Here is a 22,863-nt window from a genome sequence, read left to right on the forward strand (position 1 = left end):
ATCCAAACGCTACTTCTTTGAAACATCGAACGCGAAGATCAATTCTTGATCACGTAAAAACAGCGTTCCACCGGCGATGATTGGGGTCGCCCAAATCGCTCCCTTATCGCGATCGAACTTGGTCTGCTGGGGCAACGTCAACATGCCTCGCGGTTCCCATTGTTCACGACTGGGTTCCACCAAATAGCACGTTCCATCAGTATCGTTGTAGCAATACAGTCGGCCATCGGCGTAACTGATCGAACCGCTGCGGTTACGACCAACTCGATTTCGCCACAGCGTTTCGCCTGTTTCCAGATCCTGCGCCATCCAAACACCGCCGTCCACTTTAGTGAATCCGTAGATCACGCCGTCGACCAAGACCACTCCACCGTGGTGATTCCGCATCGTCTTACCAGCTAAATGATACAACGGCTTGGCTCGGATTCCGCCGTCCGCTTTTGGCGTCAATTTCAACAGCGTGTTTCCGGCACCGTAATCACTGGTGTGGTAAACCAAATCGTCGTGGATAATCGGTGTCGAAACGACAGCGACATCATTACCAGTCATGTCATCGGAGAACGCAACGTCACCGCTTTCGCAGTCAAACGCGATCAATCCCGACTGAGCCGCCGTCAGATAAAAACGGCAATCACCCACTTGGCCAACGACCGCCGAAACGTACTGAGCCGCTTCCGAAAACTCTTTGCTATGCCAAACTTCTTCGCCAGATTCTCGATCCAGCGCGACCATAAACTTTTCACCGCCAGGTGTAACAACGACGCGATCGCCATCAACTAGCGGCGACTCACTGTAACCCCAACGCGGAATTTCGCTATCGTAAACTTCCACCAAATCAACCGACCACGACACTTCGCCTGATTCCTTATCCAGCGAAGCGACGACGCCCAAATCAGTCATCGCGTAAACATCATCGCCATCGATCGTCGGCGTTCCCCGCGGCCCTTCGCCCCATTGTTGGTTGTAGTCACGTCGTTTGCTGGCACGTGCGATGGGCGTTTTCCAAATCAATTTCCCATCTTTTGAATTCAAGCAAATCACAAAGCAATTGTCTTCATCCGCACCCATCGTGTAGAGCTTTCCATCGGCCACCGCCATCGTCGAAAAGCCTTCTTCGGCCTTGTCGAACGTCCACTTTAGCTTTGGCCCTTTCTTGGGCCACGATTGCCGCAGATTTTGCTTAGCAGCATGCCCGTCTCGCTCTGGCCCATGCCACTGCGGCCAATCACCTTCCTCGGCAACGACAGCGGACGCGAACAGAATGCAGAACAACAGAAAACAACCCAGACAGTGTTTCATGGAAGCCACAAAGGTCGAACGAAAAGGTAATGAGTCGGGAAGCCGTCAATGTACATTCAAAACAAACGGCGCATTGGCTGTCTAGGCCGTTAGCAAATGATTCCGCTACAAAACAGTTTAACCGCGTGGGCATCGCCCCGCGCGTTCGTTCCGCGTGGACGCGCGGGGCGATGCCCACGCGGTTAAACGAACTAGGGTTCGCTCATTTGCAGATGCACCATGTCGCGATACTTTCCGCCGCGTGCCAGTAATTCTTCGTGCGTGCCGACTTCGACGATCCTGCCCTCGTCGAGCACGACGATCTTGTCGGCTCCGGTGATAGTGCTGAGGCGGTGGGCAATCACAAAGGCCGTTCGATTTGTTAAGAGTTCCTTCAAACTGCTTTGGATCAACCGCTCGCTTTCGCTGTCCAAGTTGCTGGTTGCTTCATCCAGAATCAGAATCTTTGGGTCCGCCAAGATGGCTCGGGCGATCGCCAACCGTTGACGTTGGCCCCCGGAAAGTTTGACGCCGCGTTCACCGACTAGCGTGTCGTAACCGTCAGGCATCCGCTCGATGAATTCATCAGCCGCAGCGGCGGTGGCCGCGGCCTTCATCTCCGCCTCCGTCCAATGCCGACGCGAATAGCCGATGTTTTCTCGAATCGTTCCGTCGAACAAAAATACATCCTGTTCCACCATCCCCAGCAGACCGCGATAGCTGCCCAATTCGATGTCTCGCAGGTCACGACCATCCAACGTGATGCTGCCCGAACTTGGATCATAAAACCGCGAAATCAAATTCGTCAGCGTCGTCTTCCCTGCCCCGCTACGCCCAACCAACGCGACCGTTTCGCCCGCGTTGACTTCTAACGACAAATCCGACAGAACCGATTGCTCGCTGCCGGGATAAGCAAACGACACATCGCGAATCGACATCGCTCCTTGAACATCGAATCGATCGATTGAAATTGGGTCGTTACGCGACGGCAACTCCTCTTCGACTTCCAACACATCAAGCACGCGGTCCAGACCAGCCAGGTTGTTCTGAAACGTCACGGCACTGCCCGCCATCGTTGCCAAAGGATCCAGCAGCATCGTTAGGTAGACCAAGAACATCATCAGGTCACCGAGCGTTAGTTGCGATTCAATAATCTGGTAGCCGCCGTAGAGCAGCAGTCCGGTCGAGGCGAGTGGAATGATCACCTCCCAAATCATTTCGATGATGCGAGTCCACCACCACGTAAACAATTGCTGGCGGACCAGAAAATCACCCTCGCGAACAAACCGCGACGATTCATTTCGACTTCGCCCAAACGTTCGCACGACACGGATCCCGCCGAACGTTTCGGTCGCCCCCGCATCAATCCGTTGACGCTGTTTGCGAATGTCGCGGTACAGTGGTCGAATTCGATTGATCCAAGTTCGGTGCGTCACCCAAACGATCGGCAGCAACAACAAACCGCCGACCATCAACTTCCAATCGACCAGCATCAGAATGATCAAGCTGCCAACGAACTGCACGATCGCCCGCCACGGGTTGTACAGCATGCTAAAAATCAGCTCGCCAACACCGCCAGCGTCCTCACGGATCAGACTGGCGACACCACCGCTTTTCATTCCGTAGACTTGGTGCAGCGGCAGTCGAATCGAATGTTCAAAAACTCGCCGGCGAACCGACACCTGAGTCTGATTGACCGACTTGGTTGCACTCCACCGCCCCGCCAAGTTGACGATCGTCGAAATCCCGGTGACGACAATCACGGTCACCGCGATCACGACCAGCAACCCCATTCGCGAATCGGGCAACGACAGCGATTCCAGCCAGACCGGCAGCGGTTTTGGCGGATCGGTCAGCGCACAATCGATGGCCAACTTGGTGCCCAGCGGCGGCACCAACCGTAGGGCGATGCCGATTGTCAGAAAGAACAGAGCCGCGAAAATTTGTCCACGATGTGGAGCCGTCAGGCTCCAGAACGCCCGAAACAGCTCCCAAAACCCACGATCGCGTTCACCGATCTTCTTATTGCTTTTCTCGCGACCATGCGGAGATTGACCATTTTTCGGGTCGCCACCTTTGGCATTCCTCGAATCGCCACCCTTGGCATTCCGCTGGCGGACGGTTTCTCGGTACTCGGTAAATCGGCTTCGACTTGGATCACTAGGCATGCTTTATTGTTAGCCGGGTGTCGATAGCAGAGATAGTGGGCGGGGCTTTGTCGTAGGCCGGAACAAGCGCAGCGAAGTTCCGGCAACCCAACGTAGTACAATGCAATTGCCTGAACTTCGCTGCGCTTGTTCCGGCCTACGTCACTAAGCCGAACCGATTCGGCTTTCCAAATCACCCAGCAAATCGTCAATTTTCACGCGGGTTTGTTCCAGCGTGTCGCGGTCGCGGATGGTCACGGTTTGGTCCTTCAGCGTGTCCGTATCGACCGTGATGCAGTACGGTGTGCCGGCTTCGTCTTGGCGACGGTAGCGACGTCCGACCGCACCTTTTTCGTCGTAGAAGACATTGAACTTGTCTTTCAACGTGCCGTAGATCTCTTTCGCCACTTCGGGCATGCCGTCTTTTTTGACCAGCGGAAAAATGGCCGCTTTGATCGGCGCGAGTCTCGGGTGCAACTTCATGACCGTGCGAGTTTGCATGTTGCCATTTTCGTCGGGTGCTTCGTCCTCGGTGTACGCTTCACACAGAAACGCCAACACACCACGGTCGGCACCGGCCGATGGCTCGATCACATGCGGAGTGAACTTTTCGTTGGTCAGTTCGTCGCGGTAGGACAAGTCTTTGCCGCTGCCACGATACTTTGGTTTACCCTTTTCATTGAGTTCCACCGTCATCGGGTTGGTCGATGGATCCAGCTTGCCTTCCATGTGCGATCGCAAGTCAAAATCGCCTCGGTGGGCGATGCCTTCGAGTTCGCCATATTCGCCTTCGGGCAAGAACGGGAATGCGTACTCGATGTCCGCCGTGCCGACGCTGTAATGAGCAAGTTCCTCGGCGTGATGTTCTCGCATGATCAACGAATCGTCGGACAAGCCCAGGTTTTTGTACCAAGCCAGACGACGGTCTCGCCAATAGCGATACCAATCCTGCGATGTATCCGGGTGACAGAAAAACTCGATTTCCATTTGCTCGAATTCACGCGATCGGAAGGTAAAGTTTCGCGGCGTGATCTCGTTGCGGAAACTCTTGCCGACTTGACCGATGCCGAACGGAATTTTCACTCGGCTGCTGTCAACCACATTTTTGAAGTTGACGAAGATGCCTTGCGCGGTTTCGGGACGCAGGAACGTCACATCGTCTTCGCCGCCCAACGCACCCAAAGTGGTTTTGAACATCAAATTGAATTCACGCGGCTCGGTCAGCGAATCCAATTTCTTGGCGTCCGGCCCCAACACATCGGTCGTGTTGTCCAACTGGTCCAGGGTGATTGATTCGTCGCTAACGGTTAGCTTATCTGCGTCCTTGGGGCGGAACTTGAAAAACTTCATCGCCCGGCGACGCACTTCGTCGGCTTCCTGTTCTTGTTCGGCCAGCGTGGTCACAAACACTTTTTGGTCTTTGGCTTCGCACCAACGACCGCGAACTTGATCGAACCGATACCGCTTTTTAGATTCGCGACAATCGATCATTTGGTCACAAAACAGATCGAAGTGCCCGCTGTTTTTCCAGACTTGTGGATGCATGATGATCGTGCAATCCAACCCAACCATCTCGAACGTGGTCGGCGCGGTCGCAGGTTGAATCAGTTCGTTGTGGCCGGCGATCATGTCGTGCCACCAAGCGTCCTTCAAGTTACGTTTCAGTTCGACGCCAAGCGGACCGTAGTCCCAAAATCCTTGGACCCCGCCATAGATTTCGCTGGATTGAAACAGGAAGCCACGTCGCTTGCACAGCGACACAATTTTGTCCATCGATTTCATGGGGGTAGCTTTTAGCGATTAGCTGTTAGCGATTAGCTGTTAGCTTGGAGGGTGACAGTGACAGTCAGTTTTGCTGAGTCGCAAAAGATAAGCGATGGGACCAAACTGGTCGAGCGAGCACGCTCAAATGAAAAGCTAATCGCTAACGGCTAATCGCTAAGAGCTTCTTCTAGTACTGCCGAACCATGCCGCTTTGGCTGGCGATTTGGGTGCCATTTCGTGCAGAAGTGGCCTCAAAATTGGCACTGATTTGTCGGCTCAGTGCGGCCACTCGCTCGACCGCCATCGGCTGACCGTTGTTCAAAGCCAAGGATCGCTGGTAGTTTTGCAGCGCCTGATTCAGGTCGCCTGACTGTTCACGAAGTCGGCCCAACGCCAACCAAGCTCGGCTGTTGTTGGGATCTTTTTGGACGGCATCTTCCAGATACTTCAGCGCCGTCGATGGGTCGCTGACCTCTTCGTACAACCGAGCGAGCTCGATTCGCGGCTCGGCAAAGTTTGGATTTTGGGCGGCCCAGTTCTTCATCAACGCGAAAGCTCGATCCGGACGACCGGTGTCCACCAACAAAACCGCCAGCCCTCGATGGCACTCGACGTGGTTGGGGTCGTGGTCCAAGCATTCGTTGTACAAAGCCTCGGCCTGCGTCAATTGCTGGTTGTCGCCGCGTTGGTTGCCCAGACGATGATTCGTCGCCGCCAAATTGTAGTAGCCGTCCGCGTTGGTCGGATCCGATGCGATCACCTTCTGGAACCGCTGCAGTGCCGCCGAATACTGCCCCTGTTCGTAGAGCCTCGCGCCGGTGGAGTTTTGTCCACTAGCAGCCCATTGGCAGCCGGGCATCGACAGCAAAAGCGTCAGGCTTGCAGCCGAGATCGTGAGTTGAGCTTTCAGATTTGCCATGAGCGAGGTTTCCGCGTACGCGTTGATTTAGACGAGCCGACGGTATCAATCAGGGCACAGCCGTCGCAATACCGGAACTTTCCAGGCTTGCCGGGCGTCCAAACGCTGACCAAAGGCCGGTCGATTGCAACGAATATCGGCATCCTCCGATGGTCGTTTTGGCAACAAACAGGCTAGATCACGTCTCCCACGCGATTTCCATTGCTTGCCCAGACCCCCTAACTACACTCCAAAGCTGGTTCTGGTCTACCTACAGATGCGTCAAATCGCATATGTAACCCACAGGCTTTTCCCCGACGATTCCCCGACCTAAACCCCTGACAGATCCGTTCGCTGATTCACGCAAGGCATTTCCAGGCGTAAATCGACGCACCTGATTCATATTAAGGCATCCTTGATGACTCTCCGAGACTCGCGTCTTCGCAGTGCTAACGAACCGACCCAACGCAAAGCTTCTATCCGAGGCTTGTCGGACCGATTGAAACGAAAGCGTCGTCGCAAGGATCGCCGACTTTTGAGCGAAACGCTCGAGCAACGGCAGCTACTTGCCGGGCCCGATTTGATCGGAATTCAGCCCAACGAAGGTTCGTTGCTGGCCGATGGCACAGTTTTGAACGTCTCGCCCAACGAACTGGTGTTCCGTTTCGACGACAACACCGAAATCGATGAATCGTCGCTTTCAGGGATTCGGATCACGCGAGCCGGCGAAGACGGAGTATTCGAATCAGCGACGGCCACATCGGACTTGGGGACCGGCGGCGCGATTCTGGTCGAATTCAGATCGATTCAAACCGGCAGTCTTGGCAACGACGTTGAGTTGAACTTTACGTCAAGCTTCCGAACCGGTTCCAGCCTGCCACAAATTTCGGTCACCGGCAAAACGGTTTCGATCGACGTCAACAACAACCCAGGCCAACCGACGCGCGTCCTGGATCTGATTTCGGCAATCGCCAACAACCCGGCGTCGGCCGGTTTGGTCGAAGCCGTCCAGGTCAGCGGTTCATCGCAAACCGACATTGGAACGCGAGTCCCCGACGACTTGAACCTAACGTTGATCGGTGCCAACGCGGCCGAAGCCGTTACTGATTTCAACACCGGCGGCGCGGTCCGACTTCGCATCGTTTCTCAATTGCCGGGCGTCGATGGACGCGGCACGATCGTTGAACTGGAACGTCGCAACTTTGGTGGACCTGCCAACCCGGTGGTCATCGTGACTGATCAAACCATCCGGGTTCAGTTGAACAGTGCCCCCGGGTCTGAATCGACTGCGGCTGACTTCGTTAACGCGATCAACAACAATCCTGAATCAGCAGCACTGATCACCACGGCGGTGCAAGAAGGCGACATCAATGTTCGCATCGGTGGCGGGACCACTGCGTTTGCTCCCTTGACGCTTAGCGGCGTGACCGACGTTGTGGTCAATCCTGGTTTTGTTGGGCTGGGTGATTCACCGCGCGAAGTCGTGTTCCGTTTCGCTGAACCACTGCCTGACGACACCTACCAAATCGACATCCTTGGCAGTTCCGCTAGCGGACTGCGTGGCGTCGATGGCGAACTCTTTCAAGACGGAACCGATCTGACGCAGCGATTTGAGATCAACCTTGGGCCCAAGGTCGTCGCGGTCGTTCCCGAACCCGTTCGACGTTCAGCCAACGGTTCGCTCAGTCCCGAGATCGGGAAAATCGAAGTTCACTTCAACGACGACGACTTGAACCTTAGCTTGGCTCAAACGCCCAGCTTCTACCAACTCATCTTCACCAATGACACGGCGACCAATGTTGACGATGAACCGGTCATCCCAGCCAGCGTTTCCTACAACAATGTGACCAACATTGCGACGCTCGATTTCGGTCGTCCTTTGTCACGCATCCCTGACCCAAACAATGCCGGTCAATTTCTTGAAGGGGCCGCCCGTTTACGAGTCGGCACTAGCGAAGGCCTGCCGGCTCAGCCCACCGAAGTCTCGCTCGCTGTATCGTCATCGAACGTTATCGAACCAGGCGATACGTTTGACAGTGCGTTTGATTTGAACTCGCAGTGGTCTGTCGGAGCGACCACCACTTCGTCGGCTCGCCTGTCCAGCGAAATTTTTAACACCCAACCTTTCGAACTCGATCTGCCGGGCCCCGACTTGCCGGGCAGCCGAAACATTCGTCCCGACGATCCATCGCGACTGACACGAACCGTGCCACTGGATTACGTGCGTAATGGTGCCGATGTCGTCGATGGAATTTCCGTCATTCAATATGACTTTGCGCCATCATGGTTGGGCGATGACCCCAACGCGCCGGGCATCCTGGAAGACCGGACTTATTTCAATACGATCAGCGAACAACAAAGAGAACGTGTTCGCGAAGTCATGCAACTGTACAGCGAGTACTTGGGCATCAGCTTCGTCGAGGTCGAAGGCGCTCCTACCAGCGACGCATTCATCTCGATCGCCGTTGGCGATTTGTACGGCGGTGACGAACGAGCCACCAGTGGTGATGGTGACATCGCCGTTGTCACTCGTGACCGTGATGGCGACGGGATCGCTGACCTTGGCGTTTTAGATTTCCAAGACTTTGACGAATCGACCGACGATCAATTCGGCGGCGAATTTTTCCGCGGTGCGTTCTTTGTCGTCGGGCAATTGTTGGGCTACGGCTACGCTGATGACCTGCCGCAACCTGTCACGCAAAGCACTGACTTTATCTTCACACCGGGCACGGACAACGAACCCGCTTTCCCGGCGCTGGCGGACATCCTGCACGGACAATTCCTGTACCGCCCCGACAGCACCGACATTGATCTGTATCGGTTCACGCTTGGTTCGCGAGGCCAATTGTCCATCGAGACGATTGCCGAACGATTAGCCGATGCCAGCCTGCTGGACACCAGCCTGCGACTGTATCGCGACACGGGAAACGGCGCGTTTGAAGAGATCGCTCAGAACGACGATTACTTCAGCAACGATTCGCTGATTGATCTGGAAGTCGAAGCGGGAACGTATGTCATCGGTGTCAGTGCGCGCGGCAACACCAATTACGATCCGGCCGTCGAAGGATCTGGGTTTGGTGGTTTGACCGAAGGCGATTACGAGCTGGCGATCGATTTCAAACCCAGCATCACTAACGCAATTTTGGACACGACCGGCGTGGCACTTGATGGCGACGGCGACAATCGTCCCGGCGGTGTCTTTGATTTCTGGTTTGTCCCCAGCGACAGCAACAACACGATCTATGTGGACAAAGCCGCGCCCGCGGGCGGCGGACCGCTTGGCAGCGTTGGCAATCCCTTCCGCGAAATCGACATGGCACTCGCAGCCGCCGATCCTGGCGACACCGTTCGAGTGATCGGTAACGGGGGCACCGACGGCCGAGTCGAAACGGTGACCGACAACTTCAGCTACCAAATTGGCTTTGCCAACAACGGAACTGCACTGGTCGATGGAACCTCATTGAACTTGCCTCAGGGCGTTCGAATGGTCATCGATTCCGGTGCCATCTTGAAACTAAGCGGCAGTCGAATCGGAGTCGGCAGCGTTTCGCCGTTGATCGACGCCAGCGACTCGGCGCTGCAAGTCTTAGGCACTCCGTCGATCATCACTGCGACCGGACAACCCGCTCGCGATGCGACCAACAATATCATTCCCGGCAGCGTCTACTTCACCAGCATCAACGACACAACGTTGGGCATGGGCAATTCGTCACAGGTGATCCGCCAACCGGGCCCTGGTGATTGGGGCGGCATCGATTTCCGCGGCGACTTGGACGCTGCCGATGAATCACGGCGCAACCGCGAACTCGAAGGCGTCTTCCTAAACCACATTCAAATGGCCGACATCCGCTACGGCGGTGGTGCGGTTTCGATCGGCGGACGATCCGTAGTCGTTTCCCCAGTCGATATGGCGGTTACTCGTGCCACCGTGATCAATTCACGCATCCGCGACAGCGCCGATGCAGCGATCGCGGCGACGCCAGACACCTTCACCGAAACCCGCTTCACCGATCCGTTCTATCAGTCCGGCAATCTGTTTACACCGGATTACACCCGAGTCGGCCCGGACATTTCCGGCAACACGATCATTGATAACAGTATCAATGGATTGTTCATTCGCGTGGTGACACGAACGGGCGACGTGTTGGAAACGATCGGCACCGCTGCTCGGTTTGACGATACCGACATCGTTCACGTGTTGGCCGAAAACTTGATCATCGAAGGCACCGCCGGTGGCCCGATCTTGCAATCATCGGCTCCGTCATCCTTGTTGGTGAAATCCGATCCAGTCAACGCTGATGGCAACATCGCCCCCGGTCGGTACACGTACCGAATTACCAACGTCAATTCATCCGGCATTGAATCCGCGGCCAGCCAACCGACCGTCAGCGTCACGACCACGCAAACCGGTGGCATCCGGTTGCAGCAATTGCCAGCGATCACATCCGGAAACGACTTCGTTTCGCGACGGTTGTACCGAGCCACGATCGACCCGACCTCTGGATTGCCCGGCCAATTCCAATTGGTTGCGCAGCTAAACGCCAGCAGCACGTCGTTTACTGATCGCCAAGCAACCGGAACGACCGTGTTGTCGATCAACGATACCGTCCTTCGCAGCCGGTTGGACGCCAGTTTGAAGATCGATCCAGGTACGGTCATCAAGATTGACGGCGCTCGGATCGAGGCACGTTTTGGTGCCAACTTGATTGCCGAAGGGTTGCCAAGTCAGCCGATTGTTTTCACTTCGCTGGAAGATCAACGCTACGGTGGCGGCGGAACTTTTGACACAAACGATCGTGGTGAATCAGGCGAATTGAATCCTGGCGATTGGGGCGGTCTGTACATCGGTCACGCGTCGTCGGCCAGCATTGACCAAGCGGTCGTCGCGGGTGCCGGCGGTACAACGCGAGTCGAAGGTGGGTTTGCTTCCTTCAACGCCATTGAAATTCATCAAGGTCGGCTGCGGTTGACCAACAGCGTGCTGGAACAAAATGCCGATGGCCGTGGCGATTTGTTTGGTGACCGAGTCGGCCGCGGTGACAACGCGTCAGGCACCATTTTTGTTCGTGCTGCCGCACCCGTGATCACGGGTAACTCTTTCGTTGGTGGCGAAGGCGCTGCTCTGTCACTGGATATCAATTCGCTTTCCAGCATTGAAGTCGTTGATCCGGGTCGCAGCACCGGGATGATCGATCGTTCCGCAACGGTCGGCAATTCGGGGCCGCTGATCGAAGACAATATCTTGTCAGGCAATGCAATCAACGGTTTGATCGTTCGCGGCGGCCAATTGGCAACCGCCGGCGTTTGGGACGATGTCGATATCGTTCACGTTGTTAACGATTCCATTGAAATCCCCAACCAACACATCTTTGGCGGATTGAAACTGCAAAGCGATGCTCGCGGCAGTTTGGTCGTCAAATTCGAGAGCACCGAAACCTCGACCGCTGGCATTGTCGTTGGTGGTTCACTGGTCTCGGCAACCGAACAATTCCGCGACATCCCCGATCGCATCGGCGGCTCGTTGCAGGTCGTTGGCCATCCAGATTTCCCCGTCATTCTAACGACGCTTGCCGATGATTCAGCCGGTGCCGGATTTACGCTTGACGGTGTCGCGCAGGTTGACACCAACAATGACGGAATCATTGGCGTCGATTTGTCTGAACAGCGCAACGACGGTCTGGTTCGTTTGCCGACTGGACCCGAAGTCGATCAGGGCAACTTAATCGATAATGATGTTAGTCAAGAAATCCCAGGATTCTTCTCGACGCTGATCGGAAACGGCAACGATGTCCTCAACAGCGGAGTCACGGTCCAAGAGGCGTCCACTGCACAAATTTTGATCGATGAAGACTTTGTGACTCGGTACACCACGTTCGTGACTACGACGACCGGCGTCGTGAACCTGGCTGCGACGACGATTACGCAAGAAGCCACGTTGATTGCCAACGACATGGTGGAAAGCCGTGGTACCTTCACCGGTCCCAACGGAGAAGTGACCTGGATCGCAACGTCATCGTTCGTCAATGGAACGACGCGACTGAACAGCTTGATTGAACTTGACGGTGGCGAAGCTGCGTTGGGTGACATTAGTGTTGTTTCGTACTTGGATGAGGATGTCGGAACCGTCGATGACATTTTGGTGACCAGAGGCACACCGGGCGAAGCCGATTTCCGCGCTTTCACGATCAACTCAGTTTCGCGTGTTGGATTTTCGCAAGGCGGTTTTTACATTGACGACGGCGTGAACCTCGCCAACGCAACCTACGAAGGCTGGGCTGCAGACCAGTTCAATGAATTGGAAACCGCGATCATTGACGGCACGCAAACCTTTAGCGTTCCCGGCGATATCGACTTGGTTGATTTGCCTCAGCAAACCGACGCCGACTTTGGAATCAGTTTTGGTCCAGCCGATGTGACAACCGCGTTTTCCTGGGTCGTTGATCCGACCGCGACCAACGCACGCGTGACTAGCTTCCTGGAAGTCCTAGCAACCGACGCGGCGGTTGGACCAGCGTTGCCACAACCTGGTGCTTGGAACGGGATCGTTGTTCGTGAAGCTGCCGACGACCGTAATGTGGTTGCGGTTGCTGAATCAGAACCGGTTCGCACAGCTTTCATCGACAACAATTCAATCCCCAGCCAATCTCAGTTCGTTGGTGAACTTGCACCTAGCGAAAAAGCGGGCGATGAGAATCGCCGGCTCGGTTTCATCGTCGATGGTGCCATCACCCAGCGCAGCGACGTCGATGTTTACTCATTCATTGGGCAAAGCGGCACCGAAGTTTGGCTCGACATTGACCGCACCGGCAACCAGCTCGATTCGGTCGTCGAACTCATCGACGCCAACGGTCGAGTTCTCGTATCGTCCAATGATTCGCAGCTCGCCGAAACCAATCCTGCTGCTTTGTTTGTCGCATCAAACGTCAACCCCGACGCCGCGCAAGCGATGTCCGTGGTCACCGAACGAGTCAATTCGCAAGAGATCACGATCAGTGAATCGATCGTCGACGCGACCGCCGGAGTGATCACGCTTGGCATCGCTGGCGAAGACACGATCGACATTCCCGTGGCCGCATTCTTAGTTGACCCGGCTCTTGCAATCGAAACCGCATTGGAAACCGCGTACCCCGACCAACTCGGCGACATTACCGCTTCGCTGAACCGTCGATCGGCTCGAGAATTCAGTGCGAGCAATCCCGGAATCATTTCCCGATTCGGTGATGACTTTGTCATTCAATTGCGATTCGATGGTGCCGCGTTTGTCGGCCGCACGGTTCCCACCATTCTGGTCAGCACCGTTGGCGTCGTTGGCACCACCGCCGTGACCGCCACCGTCACCGAGCGGACGCTGGGCTCGCAAACCCAAGACGCTTATTCCAGCAATCCCAAAGATGCGGGGCTACGAGTTCGCTTGCCAGGCGAAAACGGAACACGCAATCTGTATCACGTTCGCGTTCGCAGCAGCAACACAACCAATCCGCTGGACTTTGCAACACTGACCGATCCCAACCAAGTTGGCGACGGTTTGTCCCAGGGCAAATACCAATTGCAAATTCGTCTATCAGAAGTGGACGAACGAGCCGGCACCCAGTTCAATTTTGCCGACGTGCGTTACGCAACCAACGGTCTGCAGATTATCGGTCAACCGTTGCACTCGCCACTGCTTGGTGAAGAGTACGAAGTCCCCGGTGACAATGGCTCGCTTGCCAATGCCCAACCACTCGGTGATTTTGGCAATGCGAATGATTCAGCCGCCAATTCAAACTTGTTGCAGACCGACAACGCATCGAAGTCGTTCGCCGGCAGCCTGGACAGTGCGACGGACGTGGACTGGTATTCGTTCACGGTCAACTACGAAGACATCACGCGTTTCGACGGTGATGCAGAACTGTTTTTCTCCACCGTCTTTGACCTAGATTATGCCGCCGGTTTTGCTCGGGCCGACATGGCGATCTATGTCTTTAACGCAGCCGGCGAACTGATCTTGGTTGGCGGTGACAGTAACATCGCCGACGACTTGCCCGGCTTGGCTTCATCAAGCAACACCAACGACCTCAGCCGTGGCAGTGCCGCGCCCGAAGATCCGTACATCGGTGCAGCCGAACTTAGCGAAGGCAACTACTTCGTTGCAGTATCGAACCAACAACAAGTCCCAGCACCGCTGGACCAGTTCTTCAACGCCGATTCAGCCAACCCGCTGCTTCGCCTAGAACCGATCGACTCGGTCACTCGCATTGCCGAAGACCGCATTGGATTCAGTGGTGGCGGAACGGCAACGCTACCCACCACGCCGTTGTTGTTCGACAATGAATCGATCATTGACTATTCGCTCGACGACGTGCTGCTGTACGTCAACACCGGCAGCAGCTTGGTGCTAGTGAATCCATTCACCGGTCAAAACTACGGAACGGTCGGAACCTTTGACGACGAAATTGAAGAAGTTGCCTTCCGAGCCAATGGCGAACTGTTCGCTTACAGCGGATTCGGTAACCGCGTACGTGATGACAACAATTGGTTTTACTATCGAATTGACACGGGAACCGCCGCACTTAGCGCACCGCTAGGACTTCCGGGTGCTGGCGTTGACACGTTTAGCCAAGCATTCGACGACGAAGGCGTTCCATCTGTGGCCGTTGGCGACGTGGGTCTTGATGTCGAAGGAACGACGATTGCGTCCTTTGGCGGAAGCGAGTCCGGGTTCTTTGTTGCGAATCGGCCCGCCGACTTTAATGGCGTTGTAGGTCGTTATAGCACCAATATCTTGTACGATTTCATTCCGGAAACCGGGGTTGCGAGCGGCAACGACGTTGTCTTCGTCAACGGTATTCTTACGGGTGCCGGAACGATTCCTCGGGAAATTGGACAGATTCAAACTGCCCCCCAAGGCGGAATCTCGTCGCAGCTTGGAATCACCGCACCAGTGGAAACCAACGCCGCCGGTGTGCGAGTGCCTTCGCTGGTTGATGGTGACACCTTCACGCTGACCGACGGCACCGACACGATCACGTTTGAGATTGAATCAGGCGTCACACTTTCGACATCCGGAACTGCTGTCTTCGACGGCGATCAAGTCACCGTTGACACTCAAGTCTTTGAGTTCAATACAGGTGCCCGATTGCAGCTTTCCCAAGCAGCACCCGCCGGCAACTTGGCGGATGGAACGATCGTCGAATTGGTGGGAGACGGTGGCAACATCGTTCAGTTTGAATTCACTCGCGACGACGTCGTCGGACTCAACAGTGTTCCTATCGTCACGCTTAATGAAATTGGACAACCACTCGCTGCTGACCTGATCGCATCGTCGTTTGCGAATCAGATCAACGCTAACATCCCTGGATTGCAAGCGGTAGCGATCGGTGACGAAGTCACGTTCAACGGAGCCGTTGCCCCGTCGATCAACGTCGTCGGCGATGGCGTTACTCAACTGGGTGACGGTACGGTTTCCGCAGGTGCGATCGCCGTCAACGTTTCCGAGTTCTCCAACTCGGCAACGCTGATATCGCGACTGGCCGGCGCGATGCGTTCAGTTGGAATTTCGGTTGTCGCTGACGGATCTCAATTATCGCTTCCTGGTGGTAACGCGGTCACGCTTAACACGACTGCTTTGACACAATCGGGCGACGCAGGCACTGGAACTAATGAAACCGTCTTGGCATTCCCAGGTGACACCGCGGCCACGGTGGCTCAGCGGATTTCGCTGGCGGTTGCTGATGCCTTCGGTGCCGGTTCAAACATCGCCATCACTCCATCAACTGCATCAGGACGATCGCTTAACATCACGGGCGGTTTCCTTGACGCTGCACCAATTTCGGCCAACGGCGCTCTTGTCGCCGGCGGTTTGGGTCAAGACGGAATTGTGACTGGAATCGAGTTGGTGACCGAAACCAACGGAGCCCAGAGTCTCTACGCTTTGGACACCAACGGTGGGTTGTACGTGATCGCTGGCGGCGAGCTTTCCACGTCGGGCGCACGACAAATTGGGACGCCTGTTGCAACGGCGACCGACCTGATTCGAATCGGCCAAACAGGCGTCACGTTCTCCGGTCTACGAAGTGGCCCCGTCAGTTTCAATGGCGGGGAACTTCGGCAAACCTTGTTTGGTATCACCACGGCTGGCGACATTTACGCTTTCAACACCGCTGGTGAATTGCAGAACATTTTTGCCGGTGGACGAAGCGTGATTTCGACCGGCGTTGGAGGTGCTCGCGGATTGGACTTCAGCACGCTTGGATTCAACCTCTGGCACACCACCAACCAACGCGGTGCCGATCCAGGACACGGTATCAATGAAATTTTCAACGGCACCCGCGGATCATCGCCGGGCGGATCTAGCTTAGCGTTCACCTACGAAGCGGGTGCGTTCAACGGTCTGTATCCGACCGCTGAACGTCCTGTTGTCCTCAATAATGACGGTTCAGTCGCGAACCCTCGACAAGATGGCGCGGCGGTCGAAGACACTTACAACTTGCCGGGCGGTGCCAAGGGCGTCATTCAAAGTAATGCGTTCAGTCTGGATGGTTACTCGGCCGATGATGAGCCGATGTTGTACTTCAACTACTTCCTGGAAACCGACGGTTCTGATTCGATCAGCGGCGACCGTGACGCATTGCGGGTCTATGTCATCACCAGTGATGGTGCCCAACACTTGGTCGCCAGCAACAACACCGCTCGCGGCGTTGGACTGTTCGACGATGAATTTGATGACCCAGCAGCAGTTGGCCAGTACGACGACGACATCGATGTCGATGTCCAACAACTCTTTGACAACACCGATTCATGGCGTCAAGCACGCGTGCCCGTTGGCAGCTTTGCCGGGCAAGCGGGACTGAGTCTGCGAATCGAATTCTCAACCGCCGGCACCACCGACACCGGTTCGCTCCGCTTGCGAACCACCGCCGGCGATCAGCTTGTCGATGGCGACACCTTCCGCATTGGTGGCGAGACCTTTGCGATTGATCTGTCACCAGCGATCAGCGTTCCTAGCGGCCCGCAATTGTCGGCACTCTACGCCGACCCAACGGCTCTGGCCACGATCACCATCGATGGTCAAACCTATGTTCTTGATGACGGCAACCGAACGGGAATCACAACCGAAAATCGCATCGAATTGATCACGGGATCGACGACTTCGGTTTCGCAATTGACGGCGTCCGAAATTGCGGGACTGGTGACCGAAGCGGTCCGTCTGTCACCGCCGCCAAACACGATCGTCAACAACCTGAATTTCAGCGAGCGTCAGGACAGCGATCCGGTAGCGATTGTTGGACGCGATGACCGAACGTTTGAAGCGATCTCGCTGCCCTATTCTGGTGGCAATGTGACGCTGGTTGGGCAAGGCCAATTGGGCAACGATTCCGTCGTCGGTGACTTTAACAATCCGGCATCCGCCGCCGTTAATGCGACCAACGTTGATGACGTGGACCTGTTCCGAATCGAGCTAGAAGAACTCAGCACATTGGATGTTGATGTCACGGGCGTCAATCAATTTGCGACTCCGTTTGATGTCGCGATCCGATTGTTTGATGCCAGCGGTGTTGAGCTGTTTGCTCAGCCGACTGAGAACAACACCAAGTCGTTTAACATCGCCGAAACCGGCACCTACTTCATCGGTATCAGCGGACTGGCCAACGCGGTTTACAGCCCGCTGTTTGACAGTGCAACGACTCCCGACGACACCGCGGGCACCTACCAAGCAACCTTCGCGATCGGTTCCAACGTCGCCATTCAGTCGGTTGGAAACCTTGTCGAATTGCAGGGGCTTGAAAGTGTTTCGGCAACACCGGGCAACCTGTTTACCATCTCTGGTCAAAACACGGTTGCTGGAATCTCGGTTCCAATCAGTCGTTTGATGACGGCTTCGCAAGTCGCTGCGGAAGTCCAACAAGTTTTGGCCGATCGTTTTGCCAACGGGATCACCGAAGTCTTGCCAACCGACGGCAGTTCGGTCTTGATTCCATCGTTGACCATTGATGATCCAGGACCGTTTGTGAACAGTTCACAACGTTCGGGCGATCAATTCGGATCAGGTGCCGTTGGCGGTGCAGAAAACAATGAATTTGAAGGTGTCTACTTAGACGACTTCATCATCGGGTTTGCCGAACGTGGCGAAATTGCGACGGGATCCGCTGCCGCACCCGGCGACTTCATTACCGACCTGCGCAGCGAATTCCCCAACCCCGCCAACCCGACCAGCCAATTGGATACGGGCAGCTACCAAGTCGAAATTCGCGGTGCGTCCGAATACGTCAACTCGGGTGCGGGATCACAGTTCCGAACCTTCGACACTAACACGCGTTTGTCAGAATCGCGGTTCCTGGATGCATTGCCTGCGAGTGAGATTCGCGATGGTTCGACGTTCGAGATCTTTGACGGCCGAAACACCGTCACTTTTGAATTCGACCAACTTGATTCAGACGGAAATTCCGACGGCGCGACACCGGGCAACGTTCAGGTTCCGTTCACGCTAACGACCGTTCAACCAGGCAGTGAATCCATTGATCCGATCACCAATCTGCCGATTGCCGGAACAGGGATTGTTCGGCCCGAAACCGCCGCGGAAGTTGCCGCCAATATCATCGCGGCAATTTCACGATCCGAAGTTCAATCGGTGATCAACGTTCCCGCATTGCCTGTCAGCGGTATCGATGGCGGCACGACTTCACGCGTCAATCTGTTCGCTGATGTTGTTGTCAACAATGACGGCGGCGCGCTTGCCGGCGTGGGACGCAATGACCTGCGTGGAGACGACAACGCGGATCGTGATGTCCAAGGCGTGATCATGGTTGAAAACAGTCGCTTCTTATTCAATTCAGAATACGGAATCGCATTGGATCATGGTTTGACGGCGACTGTTGCCGGAACCGAGGGACCAGCGGTCGTTCGTTACCCACGCAACTTGGTGGAACTAAATACTGAAAGCATCAAGCCGGGTGTGATCGTGCAAAGCAACGTCATCGCCTTCAACGGAACCGGTGGTTTGCAGATCAATGGCATTGGTTTAGGAGCAGGCGAAACGCAAAGCGATCCAATCGCGTTTGACCGAATCGTCAACAACACGATCATCGGCGGATCGATCACCCCGGGCCCCGAAGCACCGGCTGCGACGATTCAAGGCGTCTTGTTTGAACAAGGTTTGATCTCGTTTGCCGATAGCATCGTCGCCTACGAACCTGACCTTGGTAGTGCAGAGCCGAATACGATCTTCCAAAATCAAGCTGCGATCTTGGGTGCTCCTGAATTGCCTGGACGTGGTGGCGAACCGGTCGATGGGGACAGCACGTTGTCACTTGGACTGGGCGGGTCAGTCACGATCCAATTCACCAACAACCTGCTGACCGGCAGCGGTGATTCACGAGGCGATTTGATCGTCTTTGAAACCGGAGCCGTGGAATCGGTCTCGGTCGAAATCAGTCGCGACGGGGAATTCTTTGAGAACGTGGGAACCGTTGGCGGGCTGACCAACACCGTTGATCTGGACGCGTTCGGATTTGGAACTCAGGACCAATTCGCATTCGTGCGTCTGACCGATTTGCGTCAAGGCGACAACACCAGTGCAACACTGGGTGCTGACATCGACGCCGTCGGCGCGATCAGCTCGGTCTCGGTAGATTCCTTTGATCCCGGCGGGATTGGAATCGAGTTGGTCGGCAATGCGGCACCAGCGTTGCTGAACAACATCATTTCTAATTCGGCGACCGGCATCTCCGTTGATGCCAACAACGCGCTGACGATTTTGGGTGCGAACACCTATTACCGAAACACCACCAACGTGCCCGATGGCGTCGGGGTTGGTGAATTCGCACAAGAATTGTCGGATGCCGAAGTTGTCTTTGTGGGTGCGTCGGAACTGGTGTTTGCACCGGCCGCCGGCTCTGAAATTATCGATAGTTCGATTGATTCGCTTCAAGACCGGGCCAGTTTAACCACGGTCAAGAATCCGCTGGGCCTTCCGCCTTCGCCGATCTTGGCACCTCGCTTGGATGTCAACGGACAACTTCGCGTCGATGATCCGAATGTTGAAACGCCAAGCGGTCTGGGCGAACGCGTCTTTAAAGATCGTGGTGCATCGGATCGTGGCGACCTGGTTGGACCACGTATCGTTTTGTTGACGCCGTTGGCGGACAACCTTGATGTCCAGTCGGGCGTGGTCAGTGTCTTTGGTCAGGCACCATCATTCTTTGACATCCAATTAATCGATGGTTTGGCTCCCGCCGATGTCGTGCCGGGAACCGGTATCGACGACCGCAGTGTTTCCAGTGCTTCGGTGCTGTTGCTAAGAGACAATGTCGCGTTGACCGAAGGAATCGATTACCGATTCGGTTACAACCCAAGCACCAACGTGATCCGCTTGACGCCGATCGCAGGCGTTTGGGAACAGGATTCAACCTATGTGATTCGAGTCTTAGATGGCAGCGATGCGATTGTTCAATCGACCGATGGTGATCAGTACACCGACGGCGACGTGTTCAGCCTGCTGGACCTGCAAAACCAAACGACTCGGTTTGAATACGAAACCGGAATCGTGTTGAACTTTGACGAAGAAACGTTGGCTGATGATGCGGCAGATGGCATCATCTTTGAAGCCTTTGACGGCACCAACACTGTCATCTTTGAACTTGATAACGACGGTTTGTTCGACCCGCTCAACACACCGGTCACCGTGCCTTTGGCCGGCAACGACGCGCTGCTTGCGGTTGCACTTGCGGATGCAATCAATGCATCGATTTTGAATCTGACTGCGACTGCCGATGGACTAAGCGTCCAGTTGCAAGGTACGAATCCGTTGTCATCGATCACCGCTAGCACTGGTTTGGTGATTTCCGGAGCCATCGGAACCGAACAAGGGTTTGGCATTCAAATTCCGACCGAAGGTGCGGATGTCGCCGCCTCGGTGGTCGATGGACAATCGTTTGTCGTCCGACGCGGCACCGTGGTTGAAAGAATCTTTGAATTCGACAGCGACAACGTTCTCGAAAATGTGGGTGCTACGCCGATTGCATTGCCAGTGGGAATCACGCTGGACCAATTGGCGTTGCAAATGGTCAACGCGATCGGTGGTTCCGGTCTTGGTTTGGCTCCTGAAAATGCTGGTTTCGGCCGCGTTGTTTTGGGTGGCGATTCGACCTACTCGATTGAACTGGTCGATAGCACGTTGACTCAAATTGGCTTTGCTGGCCAATCAGCCACGGTTCCGATTGTGGTTGGAATTGATCAGACCGATCTGCAAATCGCTGAAGTGATCTCTGATGCCATCACCGGTGCCGGTATCCCCGGCGTCGCAACCTCGGTTGCCGACAGACGCATTTTCTTGGAAGGAACCGGTGGCGTAAACGGAGTCGGTGCGGTTGACACGGTCACGGTTTCCGATGAAGTCGGTAACCAGTTGCAAAGCAATCAAGCCGGCGGCCGAACCGAACTAACCATCTTTGTCGGTGGCGGATTCGATTACGGCGATGCACCAGCACCGTACCTTTCGTCGGCAGTCGATGGCGGACCACGTCACGCGGTCGATCCTGGTTTCGCAATCGGAGTAAACGTCAGCCCGGATTCTGATGCCAAATTGCCTAACGGCGACGATGATGACGGCGTCACGATTGGCAACGTAAGGTCTGGCTTCTCGTCCAACCTGACGGTCCAAATCACCAACGACCAGAACACTCCGTTCTTCCTGGATGCTTGGTTCGATTGGAATCGAAACGGCGTTTTTGAAGCCAGCGAAGTTCAACGATTTGGGTCCGCTGGTTTGGGGCGTGCGGTCTTGGCAACAGGCGTCAACAACATCTTGCTTGCGGCACCTGCGACTGCGGTGGCCGGCGAAACTTACGCTCGATTCCGACTAACACCTGCACAGAATGTGGGAACTGTCACTGCCACCGGCGACGCGGTTGATCTAAGCGGTCAGCTTCAAATTGGCGAAGTCGAAGATGTGCAATTCGTGATCGCAAATAACCCTTTCCAAAATACCAAGACGGATAATGTCAACGTTCCGGCTCAGGATCTGCGAAATGATGTCAACGATAGTGGTTCGGTGACGCCGTTGGATGCGTTGAACGTGGTCAATGCGTTGTCGCGAAATGGTGGCAGTAGTATCCGATTGGACAGCGCTGTGCTGCCCACCGGGTTGCCACCGTTCCCCGATGTCAATGGCGATGGTGTGGTGACCACATTGGATGCCTTGAACGTTATCAACTACCTGGCCAGGACATTGTCCAACGCCAATGGCGAACAAGTGTTTGCAACCCAAGCCGAGGGCGAACAAGTTCAGATCGTTTCGCAAACCGTTTCGGATGCCGACGCGATTGGATATGCACCAGTCGCCAGCGGTGTGATGGCGTCCGGTTCGACTCGGATCGGTGATTTGTTGATCGCCGAAACTCAGGAAACAACCACAACAAGTTCGATCGAACCAGCGGTCGCTGAAAAGACCAGCGTGTTTGATTCGGCCGAATCCGTGAAGCTAGACTCGATCGTTGATTCACTTGCCCAGGACACATCGTCGGCAAGATCGTCGGAGCTGGAAGGTTCCGATGTTCGCGATCAGGTGTTTGCTTCGTTTTAAGAGCGTTTTGAGAATGGGACAGCGTTCGTTTGATCAACAACGTCAGTCCTGGAGGGACGAAAGCACGGTGCCGGGTGCTGACGCACCCGGCAAAGGGCTGTCACCGCTCCGCGGCTTTTTCGGCTGACTATCTTGCGAGGCCGGCTAAACTGCGGTGACATTTCCGGATTTGCGGCGTTTAACAACTGGATCGTGATTGGCGAAGTTGTCAGGGATGA

Annotated in this window: 5 protein-coding genes; 1 reads left to right on the forward strand and 4 read right to left on the reverse strand. The window is 55.3% G+C overall.

Annotation, left to right across the window (positions count from 1 at the left end):
- Positions 1–9 precede the first annotated feature (9 nt).
- The 4 genes from RC85_RS01420 to RC85_RS01435 all read right to left on the reverse strand — a co-directional run bounded on the left by RC85_RS01420 (position 10) and on the right by RC85_RS01435 (position 6,108).
- On the reverse strand, positions 10–1,299 hold the full coding sequence (locus tag RC85_RS01420) for a PQQ-like beta-propeller repeat protein (RefSeq protein ID WP_068258089.1): 1,290 nt from the start codon (positions 1,297–1,299) through the stop codon (positions 10–12).
- Positions 1,300–1,490: 191 nt separating this feature from the next.
- Positions 1,491–3,446 carry an ABC transporter ATP-binding protein gene (locus tag RC85_RS01425; protein WP_068258090.1) on the reverse strand — a complete coding sequence of 652 codons (1,956 nt, stop codon included), beginning with the start codon at positions 3,444–3,446 and terminating at the stop codon, positions 1,491–1,493.
- Positions 3,447–3,590: 144 nt separating this feature from the next.
- Complete coding sequence (locus RC85_RS01430; RefSeq protein ID WP_068258091.1) at positions 3,591–5,198, reverse strand: glycine--tRNA ligase; 1,608 nt, start codon at positions 5,196–5,198, stop codon at positions 3,591–3,593.
- Positions 5,199–5,376: 178 nt separating this feature from the next.
- The gene (locus RC85_RS01435) at positions 5,377–6,108 is read right to left on the reverse strand and encodes a tetratricopeptide repeat protein (protein ID WP_235033322.1); all 732 of its coding nucleotides are present in this window, start codon (positions 6,106–6,108) and stop codon (positions 5,377–5,379) included.
- A 397-nt stretch (positions 6,109–6,505) separates the two neighbouring features.
- Here RC85_RS01435 and RC85_RS01440 point away from each other — a divergent pair, with 397 nt between their 5' ends.
- A complete protein-coding gene (locus RC85_RS01440) occupies positions 6,506–22,645 on the forward strand; it encodes a dockerin type I domain-containing protein (protein WP_149752817.1) in 16,140 nt (5,379 codons plus the stop codon).
- Positions 22,646–22,863 lie beyond the last annotated feature (218 nt).

This window comes from Rubripirellula obstinata, from assembly GCF_001642955.1.
GTDB lineage: Bacteria > Planctomycetota > Planctomycetia > Pirellulales > Pirellulaceae > Rubripirellula > Rubripirellula obstinata.

Bases quoted from the DNA above. Each gene is read 5' to 3' on its own strand.
- RC85_RS01420 (WP_068258089.1), bottom strand. From the start codon at position 1,299: ATGAAACACTGTCTGGGTTGTTTTCTGTTGTTCTGCATTCTGTTCGCG.
- RC85_RS01425 (WP_068258090.1), bottom strand. From the start codon at position 3,446: ATGCCTAGTGATCCAAGTCGAAGCCGATTTACCGAGTACCGAGAAACC.
- RC85_RS01430 (WP_068258091.1), bottom strand. From the start codon at position 5,198: ATGGACAAAATTGTGTCGCTGTGCAAGCGACGTGGCTTCCTGTTTCAA.
- RC85_RS01435 (WP_235033322.1), bottom strand. From the start codon at position 6,108: ATGGCAAATCTGAAAGCTCAACTCACGATCTCGGCTGCAAGCCTGACG.
- RC85_RS01440 (WP_149752817.1), top strand. From the start codon at position 6,506: ATGACTCTCCGAGACTCGCGTCTTCGCAGTGCTAACGAACCGACCCAA.